Origin of the sequence: Methylibium sp. Pch-M, assembly GCF_004136295.1 — a bacterium.
Classification (GTDB): domain Bacteria; phylum Pseudomonadota; class Gammaproteobacteria; order Burkholderiales; family Burkholderiaceae_C; genus Methylibium; species Methylibium petroleiphilum.
In genome coordinates this window covers 3,303,015-3,320,327 of record NZ_CP029606.1, presented here as the reverse complement: position 1 = coordinate 3,320,327, position 17,313 = coordinate 3,303,015, and the positions used below count along the sequence as shown (strand labels likewise).

Here is a 17,313-nt window from a genome sequence, read left to right as displayed (position 1 = left end):
CGATGGCGCTCGCGGCAGGCGTCCGCCGGCTCGCTGCACCGCACGATGGCTCGCCTAGAATCGAAGCCACCCCCTCTGTTCCTTCCGACCCCTTACCCAGCGGAGACGCAAGTCCATGTACCAGCACATCAAGGTGCCTGCCGACGGCCAAAAGATCACCGTCAATGCCGATTTCTCGCTCAACGTGCCCGATCAGCCGATCATCCCCTTCATCGAGGGCGACGGCACCGGCTTCGACATCACGCCGGTGATGATCAAGGTGGTCGACGCGGCGGTCGAGAAAAGCTACGGCGGCAAGCGCAAGATCCACTGGATGGAGATCTACGCCGGCGAGAAGTCGACCAAGGTCTACGGCCCCGACGTCTGGCTGCCGGAAGAGACGCTGCAGGTCCTGAAGGAGTACGTGGTTTCGATCAAGGGCCCGCTCACCACGCCCGTGGGCGGCGGCATCCGCTCGCTCAACGTGGCGCTGCGCCAGGAACTCGACCTCTACGTCTGCCTGCGCCCGATCCAGTACTTCGAAGGGGTGCCGAGCCCGGTGAAGGAGCCGCACAAGACCAACATGGTGATCTTCCGCGAGAACTCGGAGGACATCTACGCCGGCATCGAGTTCGAGGCCGAGAGCGAGAAGGCCAAGAAGCTCATCAAGATCCTGCAGGACGAATTCGGCGTCAAGAAGATCCGCTTCCCTGCCACCTCGGGCATCGGCATCAAGCCGGTGTCGCGCGAGGGCACCGAACGCCTGGTGCGCAAGGCCATCCAGTACGCGATCGACAACGACAAGCCCAGCGTGACCATCGTGCACAAGGGCAACATCATGAAGTTCACCGAGGGCGGCTTCCGCGACTGGGCCTATGGCTTGGCGCAGAAGGAGTTCGGCGCGCAGCCGATCGACGGTGGCCCGTGGTGCAAGTTCAAGAACCCGAAGACCGGCAAGGAGATCACCGTCAAGGACTCGATCGCCGACGCCTTCCTGCAGCAGATCTTGCTGCGCCCGGCCGAGTACTCTGTGATCGCCACGCTCAACCTCAACGGCGACTACGTGTCCGACGCGCTGGCCGCGCAGGTGGGCGGCATCGGCATTGCGCCGGGGGCCAACCTGTCGGACTCGATCGCGATGTTCGAGGCCACCCACGGCACCGCGCCCAAGTACGCCGGCAAGGACTACGTGAACCCGGGCTCCGAGATCCTGTCGGCCGAGATGATGCTGCGCCACATGGGCTGGACCGAGGCGGCCGACCTCATCATCTCGTCGATGGAAAAGTCCATCCTGTCGAAGAAGGTCACCTACGACTTCGCGCGCTTGCTGGACGGCGCCACGCAGGTCAGCTGCTCGGGCTTCGGGCAGGTGATGATCGACAACATGTGATGGGCCTGCCGGCAGTTGCCGGTCGCCTTGTCTCAGCCCCAGTGCATTGATTTGCCTGGGGCTTTTTCATCTTGCGGCCTACGGGCCCGCGAAGATCTCGATGCAGGATTGGCGCGCGCTGTAACGCGGACGCGGCGGCGTTCCTGTCATGGCCCGGCAGCAAGGCGGCCGGCAGCAGGCATGCGCCTGCGGTGAAAGGAGCGCCTAACGCGGTGCGCGAACGAAAAGCACGAACGCCGCGAGCAGGAACGCGATCTGGGCCAGCGAGCGGATCCAGATCGGCCACGGCGCCATCGCACGCTCCAGCCGATCGACTTCATCGGCCACCGCGCGGAATCCGGCGGGATCGACGTAGTCTTCGCGGCCGTGAGGCGCTTCGAGGTATCCGTTGGCGTTTTGAGTTCCCATGTGAGCGATTGAAACGCAGTCGGTGGAGCGACGGGCGTGCAAAGCGCACGCGACGAGCCTGTGGGTTGCCGCGCCACCTATTGAAGGGGGATCCCGGCGTTCCGCGGGCCATGCGGTCGGCGTGAGCGATTCCGCTGGCGCCACCGTCGAGCACCGGGCGCTTGTCCTACGCGAGCTTGCGGCGGCGTCCTTGTGACATCGCGGTCCGGATGTCCGAGCATGGGGCTCCTTCAGAGAACCAAGGAGTGCCGACATGGGCAAGTACTTTCTGGGCTGGATACTGGGCGTGCCGACGATCGTGCTGGTGGTCCTCTACCTCGTCTTCAACTGAAGCCGGGCGCGGAGCTTCCGATGGCCTGGTTCAGGTTCCGTTCCCGCAAGTCCGCTGTGGAAGCGGCGCGGCAGCCGTCGGCCGCGCCGCTCGATCTGGAACTCGACGATGCCGCGGCCTCCGATCCGACCTGGCTGGACTCGACCCGTGAACTGCGCACCGGCCTCACCGTGATCGAGCATCCGATCGATACGCTGCCGGGGGAGTTGCAGGAGGCGCTCGCCACCGCAAGAAGGGCGGCCAGGCGACGGCCCTGAGCGCAGGCTGGGCCGGGCGGGCTGCGAACCGATTGCCGACGGTGGCCTGCACGTTGTAATGTGATGACCGACATGGATACCGGCTACCAATCCTTCAACAACCGCGACGAGCTGACGCGCGCCCGCGTGGCCGGCTGCTTCTCGTGCCTGGGCATCTTCCACCCGGCCGACATCGTGTTGTGGCTGCACGAGGACAGCACGGCGGCGTGCCCGATCTGCGGGGCAGACACCGTGCTGCCGCACGTGGACAGCCTGGGCGCTCTGCGGGCGATCCATGCCGGCCTGGTGAGCGCCGAGGAAACGATCCCGGCCGTGCTGGACATGACGCCGCCTGCCGGTCGCGGACCGGGCGGGGCGTAGCCCGGTCGCCGGCGCGCCGTGGCATCTTTCGCACTGCACGGCCGTTGCGTCGTGTTCGCCCCTCAGAGAGGGGGACGGCAGCGGGCCCGGCATTTGCGATGCTTCATTCCGCAGTCGCACGCGCGTTTTGCGCGCCGCCCCGCAGAGGGAGCCATGGCATTCTTCAAGTCCCCCAAAAAGCGCGCACTTCCGTTGCCCGATCTGGAGTGCGTGGTCCCGGTCAGTCCCGAGCCGCCCGCCGACCCCCAGGGTGCGGGCTGGCTGGTGTCGTCGTTCGACCTGCGTCAGGGGCTCGACGTGTCCGAGTCGCCGCTCGACACGCTGCCGGGCGACCTGTTCGCGGAACTGCAGCCGGTTCGCCCGGCACCGGACGGGGCGGGCGGGCACTCCCGCTGAAGCCCCACGGCACTGCATGATTCCGGTGCGCCACCGGCGCGCGTTGGGGCGGAGCCGGAGGCCGCCGGAGCGGCATCGCCGCATTCCAGTGCACGCCATTGCGCCTGCGCGGCGCGGATGAGCCTCAGTGGCCGGCTGCCAGTTCCCGGTCGTTGGCCGGAGCGCGGACCGCTGCCGGGTCGGCGCGGCTTTCCAGCGGGGCGATGTTCTGGGCCAGCTTGCCCTTGGGGCCGTCGACCAGTTCGAAGCTGACGCGGGCGCCTTGCTTCAGCGTGCGGAAGCCGTCCATCAGGATGGCCGAGAAATGAGCGAACACGTCTTCGCCGCCACCCTCGGGTTCGATGAAGCCGAAGCCCTTGGCATCGTTGAACCACTTGACCGTGCCGTTGACCATGGACGTTCTCCCACCCCTCGACGGACGATTCTGGGCAGGGCGGCCGCGGCCTGTCAAGCCGGGGCCGGCCGTGACGGACGAACGGGATCGGGCGGCGGGGTGCGTGCATGGCGCGCCGGGGCCTTGAGTTCGGGCCCAGTGGTGTCATATTGACCGGCATGGAAGTCGCTTCCCAGCAGTCGATAGAATCTTTTCCATGCCCGACGACACCGTACCGCCCACTCCCCCGAAGCGCCCGGTCACCAAGCCGGACGACGGGCAGGGTGCGGTCGTGGCCGAACGGCAATCGGCCCGCGTCGAGCCGCCCCGGATGTACCAGGTGGTGCTGCTCAACGACGACTACACGCCGATGGAGTTCGTCGTGATGGTCCTGCAGGAATTCTTCCAGCGGGATATCGAGACGGCGACGCAGATCATGCTCAAAATCCACCACGAAGGTCGGGGCGTGTGCGGCGTCTACACGAAAGATGTCGCCTCGACCAAGGTCGAGTCGGTGCTCGCTGCGGCCAAGCGGTCGGGGCACCCGTTGCAATGCACTATGGAGGCCGCATGATTGCGCAAGAACTGGAAGTCAGCCTGCACATGGCGTTCGTCGAAGCGCGTCAGCAGCGCCACGAATTCATCACGGTCGAGCATCTGCTGCTCGCGCTGCTCGACAACCCATCCGCCGCCGAAGTGCTGCGCGCCTGCTCGGCCAGCCTCGATGACCTGCGCAAGAGCCTGACGCAGTTCATCAAGGAAAACACGCCCACGGTCGGCGGCACCGACGAGGTCGACACCCAGCCGACGCTGGGATTCCAGCGCGTGATCCAGCGCGCGATCATGCACGTGCAGTCCACCGGTTCCGGCAAGAAGGAAGTGACGGGCGCCAACGTGCTGGTGGCGATCTTCGGCGAGAAGGATTCGCACGCGGTTTACTACCTGCACCAGCAGGGTGTGACGCGGCTGGATGTGGTGAACTTCATCGCCCACGGCATCAAGAAGTCCGAGCCGCCCGAGCCTTCCAAGGGCGCCGAGGGCGGCAGCGGCGAGGGCGAGAAGGAAGAGGCGGGCGAAGGGAAGGGCTCGCCGCTGGACCAGTTCACCCAGAACCTCAACCAGCTGGCCCGTGACGGCAAGATCGATCCGCTGATCGGCCGCGAGCACGAGGTCGAGCGGGTGATCCAGGTGCTGTGCCGCCGCCGCAAGAACAACCCGCTGCTGGTGGGCGAGGCCGGGGTCGGCAAGACCGCGATCGCCGAGGGCCTGGCATGGCGCATCACGCAGAACGACGTGCCCGAGATCCTGTCCGACGCGACTGTCTACTCGCTCGACATGGGCGCGTTGCTGGCCGGCACCAAGTACCGCGGCGATTTCGAGCAGCGCCTGAAGGGCGTGCTGAAGGCCCTGAAGGAGCAGCCCCATGCGGTGCTGTTCATCGACGAGATCCACACCCTGATCGGCGCCGGTGCCGCATCGGGCGGCACGCTCGACGCCAGCAACCTGCTGAAGCCGGCGCTCGGCTCCGGGCAGCTCAAGTGCATCGGCGCGACCACGTTCACCGAGTACCGCGGCATCTTCGAGAAGGATGCGGCGCTGTCGCGGCGCTTCCAGAAGGTCGACGTGGTCGAACCGTCGGTCGAGCAGACCATCGAGATCCTGAAGGGGCTGAAGTCGCGTTTCGAGGAGCACCACAGCGTGAAGTACGCGCTGGGCGCGCTGCAGGCCGCGGCCGAGCTGTCGGCCAAGTTCATCAACGACCGCCACCTGCCCGACAAGGCGATCGACGTGATCGACGAGGCCGGTGCCGCCCAGCGCATCCTGCCCAAGAGCAAGCAGAAGAAGACCATCAACCGCGCCGAGGTCGAGGAGATCGTCGCCAAGATTGCGCGCATCCCGCCGCAGAGCGTCAGCAACGACGACCGCGGCAAGCTGAAGAATTTGGACCGCGACCTGAAGAGCGTGGTGTTCGGTCAGGACCCGGCGCTCGACGCGCTGGCGTCGGCCATCAAGATGGCGCGCTCGGGCCTGGGCAAGCCGGACAAGCCGATCGGCTCCTTCCTGTTCAGCGGCCCCACCGGCGTCGGCAAGACCGAGGCGGCCAAGCAGCTGGCCTTCATCCTCGGCATCGAGCTGGTGCGTTTCGACATGTCCGAGTACATGGAGCGCCACACCGTGAGCCGCCTGATCGGTGCGCCGCCGGGCTACGTGGGCTTCGACCAGGGCGGGCTGCTGACCGAGGCGGTCACCAAGAAGCCGCACTGCGTGCTGCTGCTCGATGAGATCGAGAAGGCCCACCCCGACGTCTTCAACGTGCTGCTGCAGGTCATGGACCACGGCACGCTGACCGACAACAATGGGCGCAAGGCCGACTTCCGCAACGTGATCATCATCATGACCACGAACGCCGGCGCCGAGACGATGAACAAGTCGACCATCGGCTTCACGAACGCACGCGAGGCGGGCGACGAGATGGCCGACATCAAGCGCCTGTTCACGCCGGAGTTCCGCAACCGGCTCGACGCCATCGTCAGCTTCCGCGCGCTCGACGAGGAGATCATCCTGCGGGTGGTCGACAAGTTCCTGCTGCAGCTCGAGAGCCAGCTGGCCGAGAAGAAGGTCGACGTGACCTTCTCCGATGCCCTGCGCAAGCACCTGGCGAAGAAGGGCTTCGACCCGCTGATGGGCGCGCGGCCGATGCAGCGGCTGATCCAGGACACGATCCGCCGCGCGCTGGCCGACGAGTTGCTGTTCGGCCGGCTGGTCGACGGCGGGCGCCTGTCGGTCGACATCGATGCCGAGGGCCAGCCGGTGCTCGACATCACGCCGTGGAAGAAGAGCGACAAGCCGAAATCGGAACCGGCCACGGCCGACTGACCCGGCCACAGGCCGGCAGCGGCTTGCAAGCAGCGGGGAGCTTCGGCTCCCCGTTGTGCTTTTAGGGCCCGGGCTGCGGCGCCAGGCGGGCGGCCGGGTCCTGCCGGAAGTAGTCGCGGAACAGCTCGTACAGCGCGGGCTGCTCGTCGCGCAGCGCGTGCGGTGCGACGAAGAAGGCCTCGGCGGCCACCGGAAAGAATTCTTCGATGGCCTCCGCGCCGTAGGGGTCGAGGAAGGGATCGCGGCCGGCATCGAGTTCGCGGCACAGCCGCTGGTAGGCCGCTTCCAGCACTTGCAGCCAGTGAGCGCGTGCGGCGCGACCGGGCAGCACCGGAACACCGTCGGCCGGCAGACCGTCGGCCATGTCCAGCACGTGCACGAACTCGTGGATCACGACGTTGTAGCCGCGCTCCGCGGTGACGCCTGCCTCGGCCACGTCGTGCCAGGACAGCATCACCGGCCCGCCCTCCATGGCCTCGCCGGTGAGCACCTCCTCGTAGCGGTGCAGCACGCCGTCCTCGTCCAGGTGTTCGCGCTGTGCCACCACCTCGTCGGCATGCACCACGATGCCGACGAAGCCGTCATAGGCCACCAGGCCGAGCTCCAGCACCGGCAGGCAGGCCTGCGCGGCGATCGCGACGGCGATCTCGTCGCTGAGCTCCAGGCCACCGACCGTGGTGAATTCCTTGTCCGCCAGGAACAGGCTGACCAGCGCGCGCAGACGCTCGCGCCCAGCGTCGTCGAGCGCGGCGAGGAAGGGGTAGCGCTGCAGCGTCAGCTGCCACAACGCCGAGGGCACCGCCCGCGTGCGCAGCGTGCGGGCCTCCCGTCGGCGGCGCCACCAGCGCGCGATCACGGTGCAGCGTGAGCGGCTGGAGAAACCGCGGGCGGCAGCCGCTGCAGGCCGCGTGCGCTCAGGCGCAGCACACCGGCGCGGGCTGGCCGCGCGGGCCCCTGGTCGAGCTCCCAGTCGGTCAGTACGTGGCGGGTGAAGCCGGGGGCCAGTTCCTGCGTGGCTGGGCGGTGGGTGTGGCCGTGCACCAGCAGCGGCGTGCCGGCTTCGTGCATCCACTGCACGGTGGCGCCGGTGTCGAGGTCGGCCCAGGTCTCGGGACGGCCGTCGCGCTGCTGCTGTTGCATGCTGACCGCGCGGATCTGGGCGGCCAGCGCGCGGCGCTCGGCCAGCGGCCGCGCCAGGAAGTCCTCGCGGGCCTGTTCGGTGCGCACGACGGCGCGGAAGCGCTGGTACTCCACGTCTTCCAGGCACAGCGCGTCACCGTGTGTCAGCAGCACCCGCTCGCCGAAGGCCCGCAGCACCGTCGGATCGGGCAGGGCCGTCACGCCGCACTCCTTCAGCAGTTCGACGCCGACCAGGAAGTCGCGGTTGCCTGCCATGAAGGACACGCTGCGTCGCGCGGCGGCTTCCTTCAGCACCTCGACGACCTGGTGCTCGAAACCTTCATGCCGGGCGTCGTCGCCGATCCACACCTCGAACAGGTCGCCGAGGATGAACACCGCGTCGGCGCTCGTGTGCAGCAGATGCTGTGAGAACGCCTCGAAGGTGAGGGGATGGCTCGCCTGCAGGTGCAGGTCGGAGATGAAGTCGATCGACTGCCATTCAGCGGGCGCCTCGAACTCCCAGAACGTCGGCAGCGACGGGGACACGCCGGCGCCCCGGGGTGTTGCGGCCGGCGACAAGGTCATCGGCTTCGAGCGCCTCAGGCGACTTCGTTCGCTCGCGTGATCACCACGTCCTCGAGCGGCACGTCGTCGTGGCCGCCCTGGCGGCCGGTCTTCACACGCTCGATCGCATCGACCACCTCGGTGCCGGCCACCACCTTGCCGAACACCGCATAGCCCCAGCCCTGCGGGCTTTCCGACTTGAAGTTCAGGAAGTCGTTGTCGGTGGCGTTGATGAAGAACTGTGACGACGCGGAGTGCGGCGCATTGGTGCGCGCCATCGCCAGCGTGTACTTGTCGTTCTTCAGGCCATTGTTCGCCTCGTTGGCGATCGGGGCCTGAGTGGGCTTCTGCTTCAGGCCCGGCTCGAAGCCGCCGCCCTGGACCATGAAGCCCTTGATGACGCGGTGGAACACCGTGCCGTCGTAGTGGCCGGCCTTCACGTAGCTCAGGAAGTTGGCGACCGTGGCGGGCGCCTTCACGTCGTCGAGCTCGGCGCGGATCACGCCGTGGTTGGTGTGCAGTTCGATGGTCTTGGTCATGTCATGGCTCCAGCGAGGCTTTCTTGATGAGCACCGGCGTCGCCGGCACGTTCTGGTGGGGGCCCTTGTTGGTGGTGGGCACGCCCTTGATGCGGTCGACCACATCCATGCCCTCGATGACCTTGCCGAACACCGCGTAGCCGTTGCCGTCGCGCGAGTTCGCCGGGTCGAGGAAGGCGTTGTTGGTGAGGTTCACGAAGAACTGCGCGGTGGCCGAGTTCGGGTCCATGGTGCGTGCCATGGCGACGCTGCCGCGCTCGTTGCGCAGGCCGCTGCGGTTCTCCAGCGCGATCGGGGCCCCGGTCTTCTTCTCCTTCATGTCCTTGTCGAAGCCGCCGCCCTGGATCATGAAGCCGTCGATCACGCGGTGGAAGATCGTGCCGTCGTAGTGCCCGCTCTTGACGTAGGCGACGAAGTTGTCGACGGTCTTCGGGGCCTTGGCGGGGTCGAGCTGCAGCACGATATCGCCCTCGCTCGTCGCGAGACGCACCTTCTGCGCCGCCGCGGTCAACGGCGCGGCGATCACCGCAGCGGCCAGCGCGAAGGCGGCCCAGGTTCTGGGAATCATCAAGTCTCCTGAATGCAAACGGCGGGCTCGTCACCCGCTCGGAACCGTATTCTCCACCGATCGGAAGCCCCGCCGCGGGCAGGGGGGTGATGGCTATACTGCGGCGCTTCGATCGTCGGCATGCGGCCTGCCCGTGACAGACCCGATCGATCCGTCCCGATGAGCCTGCGCATCCACAACACCCTCACTCGCTCGACCGAGGCGTTCTCGCCGATCGAACCCGGCCACGTGCGCATGTACGTGTGCGGCATGACGATCTACGATCTCTGCCACGTGGGCCACGCACGCATGATGATGGCGTTCGACGTGGTGCAGCGCTGGCTGCGGGTGTCGGGCCTGCGCGTCACCTACGTGCGCAACATCACCGACATCGACGACAAGATCATCAAGCGCGCGCTCGAGCGTGGCATTCCGATCCGCCAGCTGACCGACGAGATGACCGCCGCGATGCACCAGGACATCGGGGCGCTCGGCATCGAGCCGCCGACGCACGAGCCGCGCGCCACCGAGTACGTGGGGGCGATGGTCGGCCTGATCGAGATGCTCGAACGCAACGGGCTCGCCTACCGTGTGCCGGGCGGCGACGTGAACTACTCGGTGCGCAAGTTCCCCGGCTACGGCCGCCTGTCTGGCAAGTCGATCGATGCGCTGCGCGCCGGCGAGCGCGTGGCGGTGCTCGAGGGCAAGGACGACCCGCTGGACTTCGTGCTCTGGAAGGCCGCCAAGCCCGAGGAGCCGGCCGACGCGAAATACGACGCGCCGTTCGGCCCGGGTCGCCCGGGCTGGCACATCGAGTGCTCGGCGATGAGCCACGCCCTGCTGGGCGAGCGCTTCGACATCCACGGCGGCGGCATGGACCTGCAGTTCCCGCACCACGAGAACGAGATCGCGCAGAGCGACGGTGCCTTCCACCTGGGCAGCGGCCGCAGCTTCGTCAACGTGTGGATGCACAACGGCTTCCTCAATGTCGACAACGAGAAGATGTCCAAGTCGTTGGGCAACTTCTTCACCATCCGCGACATCCTCAAGCGCTACGACGGCGAGACCATCCGCTTCTTCATGCTGCGGGTGCACTACCGCAGCCCGTTCAACTTCAGCGATGCCGGGCTCGACGACGCCCGCAGCGGCCTGCGCCGGCTCTACACCGCGCTGCAGGGCGCGGCGGTCGCACCGGGCGAGATCGACTGGGCCGACCCGCATGCCGCGCGCTTCAAGGCGGCGATGGACGACGACTTCAACACCCCGATCGCGGTGTCGGTGCTGTTCGACCTGGCCGGCGAGGTGAACCGCAGCCGCTCGGCGCAGAGCGCCGGCCTGCTGCGTTCACTGGCCGGCACGCTGGGCTTGCTGCAGCAGGAGGCCGCGCAGTACCTGCAGGGCGGCAGCGGCGTCGACACCGGCCACATCGAGGCCCAGATCGCGGCGCGGGCGGCGGCCAAGGCCGCACGCGACTTCGCCGAGTCCGACCGCATCCGCGACGCCTTGGCGGCGCAGGGCATCGTCCTGAAGGACACGCCCGCCGGAACCACCTGGGTCAAGGCCTGAGCCTTCACCCGAGCAACGAGCCCTCGCGCACCATGTCGCCTCGCGGCCCCGGTTTCGTCACGCCCGATTACTGGGACGAGGCGTGCAAGCACCTCGCCAAGCGCGATCGCGTGATGCGCAAGCTGATCCCGAAGCTTGGCGAAGCCCGGCTCGAAAGCCGCGGCGATGCCTTCACCACGCTGGCACGTTCCATCGTCGGCCAGCAGATCTCGGTGCCCGCCGCGCAGGCGGTGTGGGAGCGCTTCGCCGCGCTGTTCGAGGGCGGCTCCGCGGTGCACGTGCGGCCGGCGGGAGTGCTCGCGGCCGACAGTGCCGCGCTGCGCGGGGCCGGCCTGTCGGCGCGCAAGATCGAGTACCTGCGCGACCTGGCCGGGCACTTCGACGGCGGCACGGTGCACGTGCGCAACTGGACCTCGATGGATGACGAGTCCATCATCGACGAACTCGTCGCCATCCGCGGCATCGGCCGCTGGACAGCCGAGATGTTCCTGATCTTCCACCTGATGCGTCCCAACGTGCTGCCGCTCGACGACCTCGGCCTGCTCAAGGGCATCAGCCAGCACTACTTCAGCGGCGAGCCGGTGTCGCGCAACGAGGCGCGTGAAGTGGGCGACGCCTGGGCGCCGTACCGATCGGTGGCCACCTGGTACCTGTGGCGCAGCCTGGACCCGCGCGTGGCGTACTGACGCGGCCGCGAATTCCGCGACAATGCACCCACCTTTCCCGAGAAAGGATCGTTTGGGATGAGCAAGAAACATTTTCTCGAGTTCGAGCAGCCGATCGCCGACCTCGAAACCAAGATCGACGAGCTGCGCTACGTGCAGAGCGAGTCGGCGGTCGACATCTCCGAGGAGATCGACCGCCTGTCCAAGAAGAGCCTGCAGCTCACCAAGGACATCTACTCGAGCCTGACGCCCTGGCAGGTGACGCAGATCGCGCGCCATCCGCAGCGGCCCTACACGCTGGACTACGTGAACCATGTGTTCACCGACTTCCAGGAACTGCACGGCGACCGCGCGTTTGCCGACGACCAGAGCATCGTCGGCGGTCTGGCGCGCTTCAACGGCCAGGCCTGCATGGTGCTCGGCCACCAGAAGGGGCGTGACACCAAGGAGCGCGCGCTGCGCAACTTCGGCATGAGCCGGCCCGAGGGCTACCGCAAGGCGCTGCGCCTGATGACGCTGGCGCAGAAGTTCGGCCTGCCGGTGTTCACCTTCGTCGACACGCCGGGCGCCTACCCCGGCATCGGCGCGGAGGAGCGTGGCCAGTCCGAGGCCATCGGCCACAACATCTTCGCGATGGCCCAGCTCGAGGTGCCGATCATCACCACCATCATCGGTGAGGGCGGCTCCGGCGGCGCGCTCGCCATCGGCGTGGGCGACCAGGTGCTGATGCTGCAGTACTCGGTCTATTCGGTGATCTCGCCGGAAGGCTGCGCCTCCATCCTCTGGAAGACCGCCGAGCGCGCGGCCGACGCCGCCGAGGCGATGGGCATCACCGCGCACCGGCTCAAGGCACTGGGCCTGGTCGACAAGATCGTCAACGAGCCGGTCGGCGGTGCCCACCGCGATCCGGCGCAGATGGCGGTCTACCTCAAGCGCGCGCTCAACGACGCGCTGCGCCAGGTCGCCGACCTCAAGCCCCGCGAGCTGCTGAACCAGCGCTATGAGCGGCTCAAGAGCTACGGCCGCTACAACGACACCAAGGAGCGCTGAGCCGCCCCGCGGCCTGGCCGTCGCCTACAGCGGCGGGCGCGACTCCACCGCGCTGCTGCACGCCACGCTGGTCGCCGCCCGAGAAACGGGCCTCGTCGTCCATGCGCTGCACGTGCACCACGGCCTGAGCGCCCATGCCGACGCCTGGCTCGCGCACTGCGAGGCGCAGTGCCGGCGCTGGGCGCGGCGCGGCTTGCCCGTCAGCTTCCGCGCGGTGCGCGTGCAACTCGCCTGCCGGCCCGGAGACAGCCTGGAGGCCGTGGCGCGCACCGCCCGCTATGCGGCGCTGCGCACACTGGCCGTCGAGCAGGGCGTGGCGCTGGTGCTGCTGGCCCACCACCGGCGCGACCAGGCCGAGACCCTGCTGCTGCAGGCGCTGCGCGGCGCCGGCGTGGCCGGGCTGGCCGGCATGCCGGCCTCGATCGAACGCGACGGCATCACCTGGGCGCGCCCCTGGCTGGCCCGTCCGCGCGAGGCGGTCGAGGCCTATGTGCGCCGGCACCGGCTGAGCTATATCGACGACGACAGCAACGACGACCCGCGCTTCGCGCGCAACCGCCTGCGGCTGCAGGTCTGGCCGGCCCTGCAGGCGGCGTTTCCGCAGGCTGAGGGCACGCTCGCCGATGCCGCCCGCTGGGCCCAGCAGGCCGCCGCCTGTGTGACCGACCTGGCGGCTCTGGACCTGGCGGCCTGCGCCGCGACCAACGACGTGCTCCCGCTCACAGCCTGGCGGCAGCTGGCGCCGCACCGCGCGGTGCACGCGCTGCGGCGGTGGCTGCAGGGGGCCGGCGTCACGGCGCCGACAGCCGCCGATCTGGAGCGGCTGATGGCCGAACTGCCCGCCGGCGCGCCGGCCCGCTGGCCCCTGAAGGGCGGCGAACTGCGCCGTTACCGTGGCGAACTGCGCTTCGTGCCCACGCCGGACGCGACGCGAGAGCCCCCGGCGGTCCGCGAGACCACGCTCGCGCTGCGCCGCGGTGGGCGCTACCGCCTGCCTGGCTGGGGCGGCGTGCTGGTGGCCGAGCGGGTGCGCGCCGGCGGCGTGCCGGTGGCGCAGCTGGCGGTGCTGAGCTTGCAGCCGCGCGCTGGCGGCGAGCAGTTCCAGGGAGAAGCCGGCCGCCCCGCGCGCAGCCTCAAGAAGCAGTACCAGGCCGCCGCCGTGCCGGCCTGGGCGCGCGGCGGCCCGCTGCTGTACGGCGGCGATGGACGACTGCTGTTCGTGCCCGGCCTGGGGGTCGACGCCCGGGCGCTGGCCGCACCCGGCGAGCCGCAGCTGGCGTTGCGCTGGGAACCGCTGCCGCCGGGCTGAGCGGTCCGGCGCGGCCGGGGGCGCCGCGCCGGCCGGCTAAAATGTCGGGCTCGCGGCGCCGGGCACCCCGCCCAACCGACTTTCCCGCCGCGGCTTTTCTCATGGCACTGATCGTTCACAAGTACGGCGGCACGTCGATGGGCTCGACCGAGCGCATCCGCAATGTCGCCAAGCGCGTCGCCAAATGGGCGCGCGCCGGCCACCAGATGGTGGTCGTGCCCTCCGCGATGAGCGGCGAGACCAATCGGCTGCTCGGCCTCGCGAAGGAGCTGTCGCCCGCATCGCACACGCCACAGCTGGCGCGCGAGCTCGACATGATCGCCGCCACCGGCGAGCAGGTCTCGGTCGGCCTGCTGGCCATCGCGCTGCAGGCCGAGGGCCTGGAGTCCGTCAGCTACACCGGCTGGCAGGTGCCGGTCCGCACCGACAGCGCCTACACCAAGGCGCGCATCGAGAGCATCGACGACGTGCGTGTGCGCGCCGACCTGGCCGCCGGCAAGGTGGTGGTCATCACTGGCTTCCAGGGCATCGACGGCGACGGCCACATCACCACGCTGGGCCGCGGCGGCTCGGACACCTCGGCGGTGGCGGTCGCGGCGGCGATGAAGGCCGCCGAGTGCCTGATCTACACCGACGTGGACGGCGTCTACACCACCGACCCGCGCGTCGTGCCCGAGGCCCGGCGCCTGTCGGCGATCAGCTTCGAGGAAATGCTGGAGATGGCCAGCCTGGGCTCCAAGGTGCTGCAGATCCGCTCGGTCGAGTTCGCCGGCAAGTACCGCGTGCCGCTGCGCGTGCTGTCGAGCTTCACGCCCTGGGACATCCCGCTCGACGAGGAAGCGAAGTCCGGCACCCTGATCACCTTTGAGGAAGACGAGAACATGGAACAAGCTGTCGTGTCGGGCATCGCCTTCAACCGTGACGAGGCGAAGATCACCGTGATGGGCGTACCCGACAAGCCGGGCATCGCGTTCCAGATCCTCGGCCCGGTGGCCGAGGCCAACATCGACATCGACGTGATCATCCAGAACGTCTCGCACGACGGCAAGACCGACTTCTCCTTCACCGTGCACCGCAACGACTACGCGCGCACGATGGAACTGCTGAAGGGCACCGTGCAGCCGGTCATCAACGCGGCCCAGGTGCTGGGCGACCCGAAGATCTGCAAGGTCAGCATCGTCGGCATCGGCATGCGCAGCCACGTGGGCGTGGCCAGCCGCATGTTCCGCGTGCTGTCGGAGGAGGGCATCAACATCCAGATGATCTCCACCTCCGAGATCAAGACCAGCGTCGTGATCGACGAGAAGTACATGGAGCTCGCGGTGCGCGCGCTGCACAAGGCCTTCGACCTCGACGCGCCGGCTGCCGCGCCTGCGGCATAATCCACCCCGTGCTGGAGTCGTGACCGAGAGGCCGAAGGTGCTCCCCTGCTAAGGGAGTATGTGAGCTAAAACTTGCATCGAGGGTTCGAATCCCTCCGACTCCGCCAAGCCAGTCTCCGCAAAGCTCCGTTCCACGGAGCTTTGTCGTTTCTGAGCGTCTGGCGCCGTGTTTTGACATCGCGCGCGCGAAGGGCGCCACCTCCGAATCCGATCGAACAAGGTTTCCTTGAAACCGGCCGCCGTCCCGGCATGGAGCCTCTGGATCCGATGGCTCGGAATTACGCGTAGGCAACCCAGCCCCGGAACGCGAACCCCACGTAGAAGAGGTGTACCTCGCCAAAACCTGCCTCGCGAAGGACGGCTTCGTCCTGCGCCGGCGTCAGGATCGGCAACTCTTGCTCGATCTTCTCCCTCGCCGCATTTGCTCGTCCTGGCTCGACTCCCGAGGCGGTGAGGAAGGCTGCATATCGAGACATCCAGACGGCGCGCGTCCCTTCGTCCTCCTCGATGCTGAGATGCGCAGAGATGAATGGTGCGCCGGGCTTCAGGCGGCGGTGGATCGCAGCAGCCATCGGCGTACGCTCGTCTCGTCGCACGAAGTGGAAGGTGAGCAGGCAGGTCGCCGCATCGAACGGTCCTTCCGGTGCATCCTGCACGTACCCCTCGTGCAAGTTCACGCGTGACGACAGCGGTCCCAGGCGGCGTGCCGCGAGATCGAGCATTGGCGCGCTCGGATCCACGCCGTCGAATTGCCAACCGGGGTGGGCCCGCGCGAAGTCCTCCAGTTCCAGGCCTCCTCCGGCGCCCACGACCAGCACCCGCCCCTCCCGAGGCATGCGCTCGGCCAGCAGGATGCGGGTCATCGGCACGAGGCTGCTGTAGCCGGGCACATTGCGTCGTGGACCCTCTGCGTACCTTGCGACGGCTTCGGGATCGTCGAAAGCCGATGGGGTTGCATCACGCATCACTGGATGACTCCATGTCTGAATGCCCTGCAAGGCCCCGTTCTACGGGGCTTTGTCGCTTCCGGATCTCGCGCGTCGCGCTTCGGCTCCCGGTGCCGCCGGGCGAGGCGATCAGCCGGCGGCCGCGTCGGCCCGTCGGACCTGCGCCCGCAGGGCGAGCAGCGTGCCGGCAGCGATCCCGGTCACGGCCAGCACCGCGCCGGCCGACAGCATGGCCAGCCCGGTCACGCCCTGCCCCACGGAGCAGCCCATCGCGGTCACCCCGCCGACGCCCATCAGCACGCCGCCCAGCAGGTGGTCCCGCAACTCGGCGGCGTTGCTGAAGGACTCCAGCCGGAACTCGCCGCGCGCGCGCGCCGACAGGTGGCTGCCGAGCAGGACCCCCGCGGTCAGCATGACGCCGAAGCTCAGCCGTGCGTTCTTGTCCGTCCAGTAGGTGAGCAGGTCCAGCCCGTGCGCGATCGGTGCGATGAAGGTCAGCGCCTCGGGCCGTCGCGACTGCGTTCCCTGCCAGGCGGGCTCCAGCGTGTCCGGGTGCTCGGGCAGGAAACCGATGAGCCCGGTGAGCAGCCAAGCGGCGGGAACCAGCAGCCCGATCATCACGCCCGCACTCCAGTCCAGCAGCGTCAGGTCGGCCCGGCGCCGCCACAGCCACGCGGCGGCCAGGGTCACCAGCAGCAGCAGCACGCCGGTGCGCAGCGCGCCGGCCGAGGCGGGCACCCAGGCGGCCAGCAGCGAGCCCAGATCCTGTGGGCCGGACAACTGCAGGCCCCAGGCGTCCACGGTTCGTACCCGACCTTCGGCGAACACGCCGCGCAGCGTCATCTGCGCGCTCACCGCCGCAACCAGCAAGGTCACGATGGCTCGCAGGTTGCCGGTTCCCGCCTTGACCAGGCTGCGTTGCGGACACCCGGCCGCGAGCACCATGCCGTAACCGAACAACAGCCCGCCGGCCAGGTAGGACGACCAGAGGAAGCGGTCGCTCCAGGCGATCGTGCGCTCGGGCTGAAACGACGTGAGGCCGATGACCGCCTGGGAACCGAGGGCGGCCACCACAACCACCAGCACCCATACCATCATCCGCGAGCGCCCGCCGTAGAGGAACCAGTCGGCGATCGCGCCGCGCACGCAGAAGCGTGAGGCCTGTCCGGCCGCGCCGAGGACCAGCCCGATGAGCAGGGCTCCCCACACCACGAAGTGGGTCGCTGTGTCCGGGGCAAGGGGCAGGTTCATGGC

At 68.5% G+C, this 17,313-nt stretch carries 19 protein-coding genes and 1 tRNA gene; 12 read left to right on the top strand and 8 right to left on the bottom strand.

Annotated features, from left to right (window positions below; genetic code table 11):
* Positions 1 to 115: 115 nt before the first annotated feature.
* Positions 116 to 1,369: an NADP-dependent isocitrate dehydrogenase gene (gene icd / locus C1M51_RS16015; RefSeq protein ID WP_129451356.1), complete on the top strand. Its 1,254-nt coding sequence runs from the start codon at positions 116 to 118 to the stop codon at positions 1,367 to 1,369.
* A gap of 204 nt (positions 1,370 to 1,573) precedes the next feature.
* Here icd and C1M51_RS16010 read toward each other — a convergent pair whose 3' ends face one another.
* Positions 1,574 to 1,777, bottom strand: a complete 204-nt coding sequence (locus C1M51_RS16010) for a hypothetical protein (RefSeq protein WP_129451354.1) — start codon at positions 1,775 to 1,777, stop codon at positions 1,574 to 1,576.
* Positions 1,778 to 2,128: 351 nt separating this feature from the next.
* Here C1M51_RS16010 and C1M51_RS16005 point away from each other — a divergent pair, with 351 nt between their 5' ends.
* The 3 genes from C1M51_RS16005 to C1M51_RS15995 all read left to right on the top strand — a co-directional run bounded on the left by C1M51_RS16005 (position 2,129) and on the right by C1M51_RS15995 (position 3,121).
* Positions 2,129 to 2,365 carry a hypothetical protein gene (locus C1M51_RS16005; protein ID WP_129451352.1) on the top strand — a complete coding sequence of 79 codons (237 nt, stop codon included), beginning with the start codon at positions 2,129 to 2,131 and terminating at the stop codon, positions 2,363 to 2,365.
* A gap of 63 nt (positions 2,366 to 2,428) precedes the next feature.
* Positions 2,429 to 2,725, top strand: coding sequence for a hypothetical protein (locus C1M51_RS16000; protein ID WP_242499797.1), 297 nt, complete (start codon positions 2,429 to 2,431; stop codon positions 2,723 to 2,725).
* 153 nt (positions 2,726 to 2,878) lie between these two features.
* The gene (locus C1M51_RS15995; protein WP_129451350.1) at positions 2,879 to 3,121 is read left to right on the top strand and encodes a hypothetical protein; all 243 of its coding nucleotides are present in this window, start codon (positions 2,879 to 2,881) and stop codon (positions 3,119 to 3,121) included.
* Between the two features lie 124 nt (positions 3,122 to 3,245).
* Here C1M51_RS15995 and C1M51_RS15990 read toward each other — a convergent pair whose 3' ends face one another.
* Positions 3,246 to 3,515: a cold-shock protein gene (locus tag C1M51_RS15990; protein WP_129451348.1), complete on the bottom strand. Its 270-nt coding sequence runs from the start codon at positions 3,513 to 3,515 to the stop codon at positions 3,246 to 3,248.
* Positions 3,516 to 3,711: 196 nt separating this feature from the next.
* Here C1M51_RS15990 and clpS point away from each other — a divergent pair, with 196 nt between their 5' ends.
* Both clpS and clpA read left to right on the top strand, forming a co-directional pair.
* Positions 3,712 to 4,068, top strand: a complete 357-nt coding sequence (gene clpS, locus C1M51_RS15985; RefSeq protein ID WP_011830050.1) for an ATP-dependent Clp protease adapter ClpS — start codon at positions 3,712 to 3,714, stop codon at positions 4,066 to 4,068.
* Entirely contained in the window at positions 4,065 to 6,371 is a 2,307-nt protein-coding gene (gene clpA, locus C1M51_RS15980) for an ATP-dependent Clp protease ATP-binding subunit ClpA (protein WP_129451346.1), read from the top strand. The genes clpS and clpA overlap by 4 nt, the downstream gene beginning before the upstream one ends.
* Positions 6,372 to 6,432: 61 nt before the next feature.
* On the opposite strand, the gene C1M51_RS15975 is transcribed toward clpA, so the two are convergent.
* Genes C1M51_RS15975 through C1M51_RS15960 form a run of 4 tightly spaced genes read right to left on the bottom strand, consistent with a single transcriptional unit; the run spans position 6,433 to position 9,161 of the window.
* A complete protein-coding gene (locus C1M51_RS15975; RefSeq protein ID WP_129451345.1) occupies positions 6,433 to 7,227 on the bottom strand; it encodes a zinc-dependent peptidase in 795 nt (264 codons plus the stop codon).
* Positions 7,224 to 8,075, bottom strand: coding sequence for a UDP-2,3-diacylglucosamine diphosphatase (locus C1M51_RS15970; RefSeq protein ID WP_207207761.1), 852 nt, complete (start codon positions 8,073 to 8,075; stop codon positions 7,224 to 7,226). The genes C1M51_RS15975 and C1M51_RS15970 overlap by 4 nt, the downstream gene beginning before the upstream one ends.
* A 14-nt stretch (positions 8,076 to 8,089) precedes the next feature.
* On the bottom strand, positions 8,090 to 8,593 hold the full coding sequence (locus C1M51_RS15965; RefSeq protein WP_129451341.1) for a peptidylprolyl isomerase: 504 nt from the start codon (positions 8,591 to 8,593) through the stop codon (positions 8,090 to 8,092).
* Between the two features lies 1 nt (position 8,594).
* The gene (locus C1M51_RS15960; RefSeq protein WP_129451339.1) at positions 8,595 to 9,161 is read right to left on the bottom strand and encodes a peptidylprolyl isomerase; all 567 of its coding nucleotides are present in this window, start codon (positions 9,159 to 9,161) and stop codon (positions 8,595 to 8,597) included.
* A gap of 159 nt (positions 9,162 to 9,320) precedes the next feature.
* Between C1M51_RS15960 and cysS the strand changes: the two genes are divergently transcribed.
* The 6 genes from cysS (at position 9,321) to C1M51_RS15930 (ending at position 15,219) form a co-directional block, all read left to right on the top strand.
* Positions 9,321 to 10,706 (top strand): cysteine--tRNA ligase, encoded by a 1,386-nt coding sequence (cysS, locus tag C1M51_RS15955; RefSeq protein ID WP_129451337.1) that lies wholly within the window; start codon positions 9,321 to 9,323, stop codon positions 10,704 to 10,706.
* A gap of 32 nt (positions 10,707 to 10,738) precedes the next feature.
* Positions 10,739 to 11,392 carry a DNA-3-methyladenine glycosylase gene (locus tag C1M51_RS15950; RefSeq protein WP_129451335.1) on the top strand — a complete coding sequence of 218 codons (654 nt, stop codon included), beginning with the start codon at positions 10,739 to 10,741 and terminating at the stop codon, positions 11,390 to 11,392.
* A gap of 57 nt (positions 11,393 to 11,449) precedes the next feature.
* A complete protein-coding gene (locus C1M51_RS15945; protein ID WP_011830042.1) occupies positions 11,450 to 12,421 on the top strand; it encodes an acetyl-CoA carboxylase carboxyltransferase subunit alpha in 972 nt (323 codons plus the stop codon).
* A complete protein-coding gene (tilS, locus tag C1M51_RS15940; protein WP_129451333.1) occupies positions 12,372 to 13,730 on the top strand; it encodes a tRNA lysidine(34) synthetase TilS in 1,359 nt (452 codons plus the stop codon). The genes C1M51_RS15945 and tilS overlap by 50 nt, the downstream gene beginning before the upstream one ends.
* A gap of 101 nt (positions 13,731 to 13,831) precedes the next feature.
* On the top strand, positions 13,832 to 15,112 hold the full coding sequence (locus C1M51_RS15935) for an aspartate kinase (RefSeq protein ID WP_129451331.1): 1,281 nt from the start codon (positions 13,832 to 13,834) through the stop codon (positions 15,110 to 15,112).
* Positions 15,113 to 15,125: 13 nt separating this feature from the next.
* Positions 15,126 to 15,219: transfer RNA gene (locus C1M51_RS15930), tRNA-Ser, on the top strand.
* Positions 15,220 to 15,390: 171 nt separating this feature from the next.
* Here the strand turns inward: C1M51_RS15930 and C1M51_RS15925 are convergent.
* Both C1M51_RS15925 and C1M51_RS15920 read right to left on the bottom strand, forming a co-directional pair.
* Positions 15,391 to 16,077: a class I SAM-dependent methyltransferase gene (locus tag C1M51_RS15925; RefSeq protein ID WP_129451329.1), complete on the bottom strand. Its 687-nt coding sequence runs from the start codon at positions 16,075 to 16,077 to the stop codon at positions 15,391 to 15,393.
* A gap of 111 nt (positions 16,078 to 16,188) precedes the next feature.
* Positions 16,189 to 17,310, bottom strand: coding sequence for a YeeE/YedE family protein (locus C1M51_RS15920; protein WP_129451328.1), 1,122 nt, complete (start codon positions 17,308 to 17,310; stop codon positions 16,189 to 16,191).
* Positions 17,311 to 17,313: the final 3 nt, after the last annotated feature.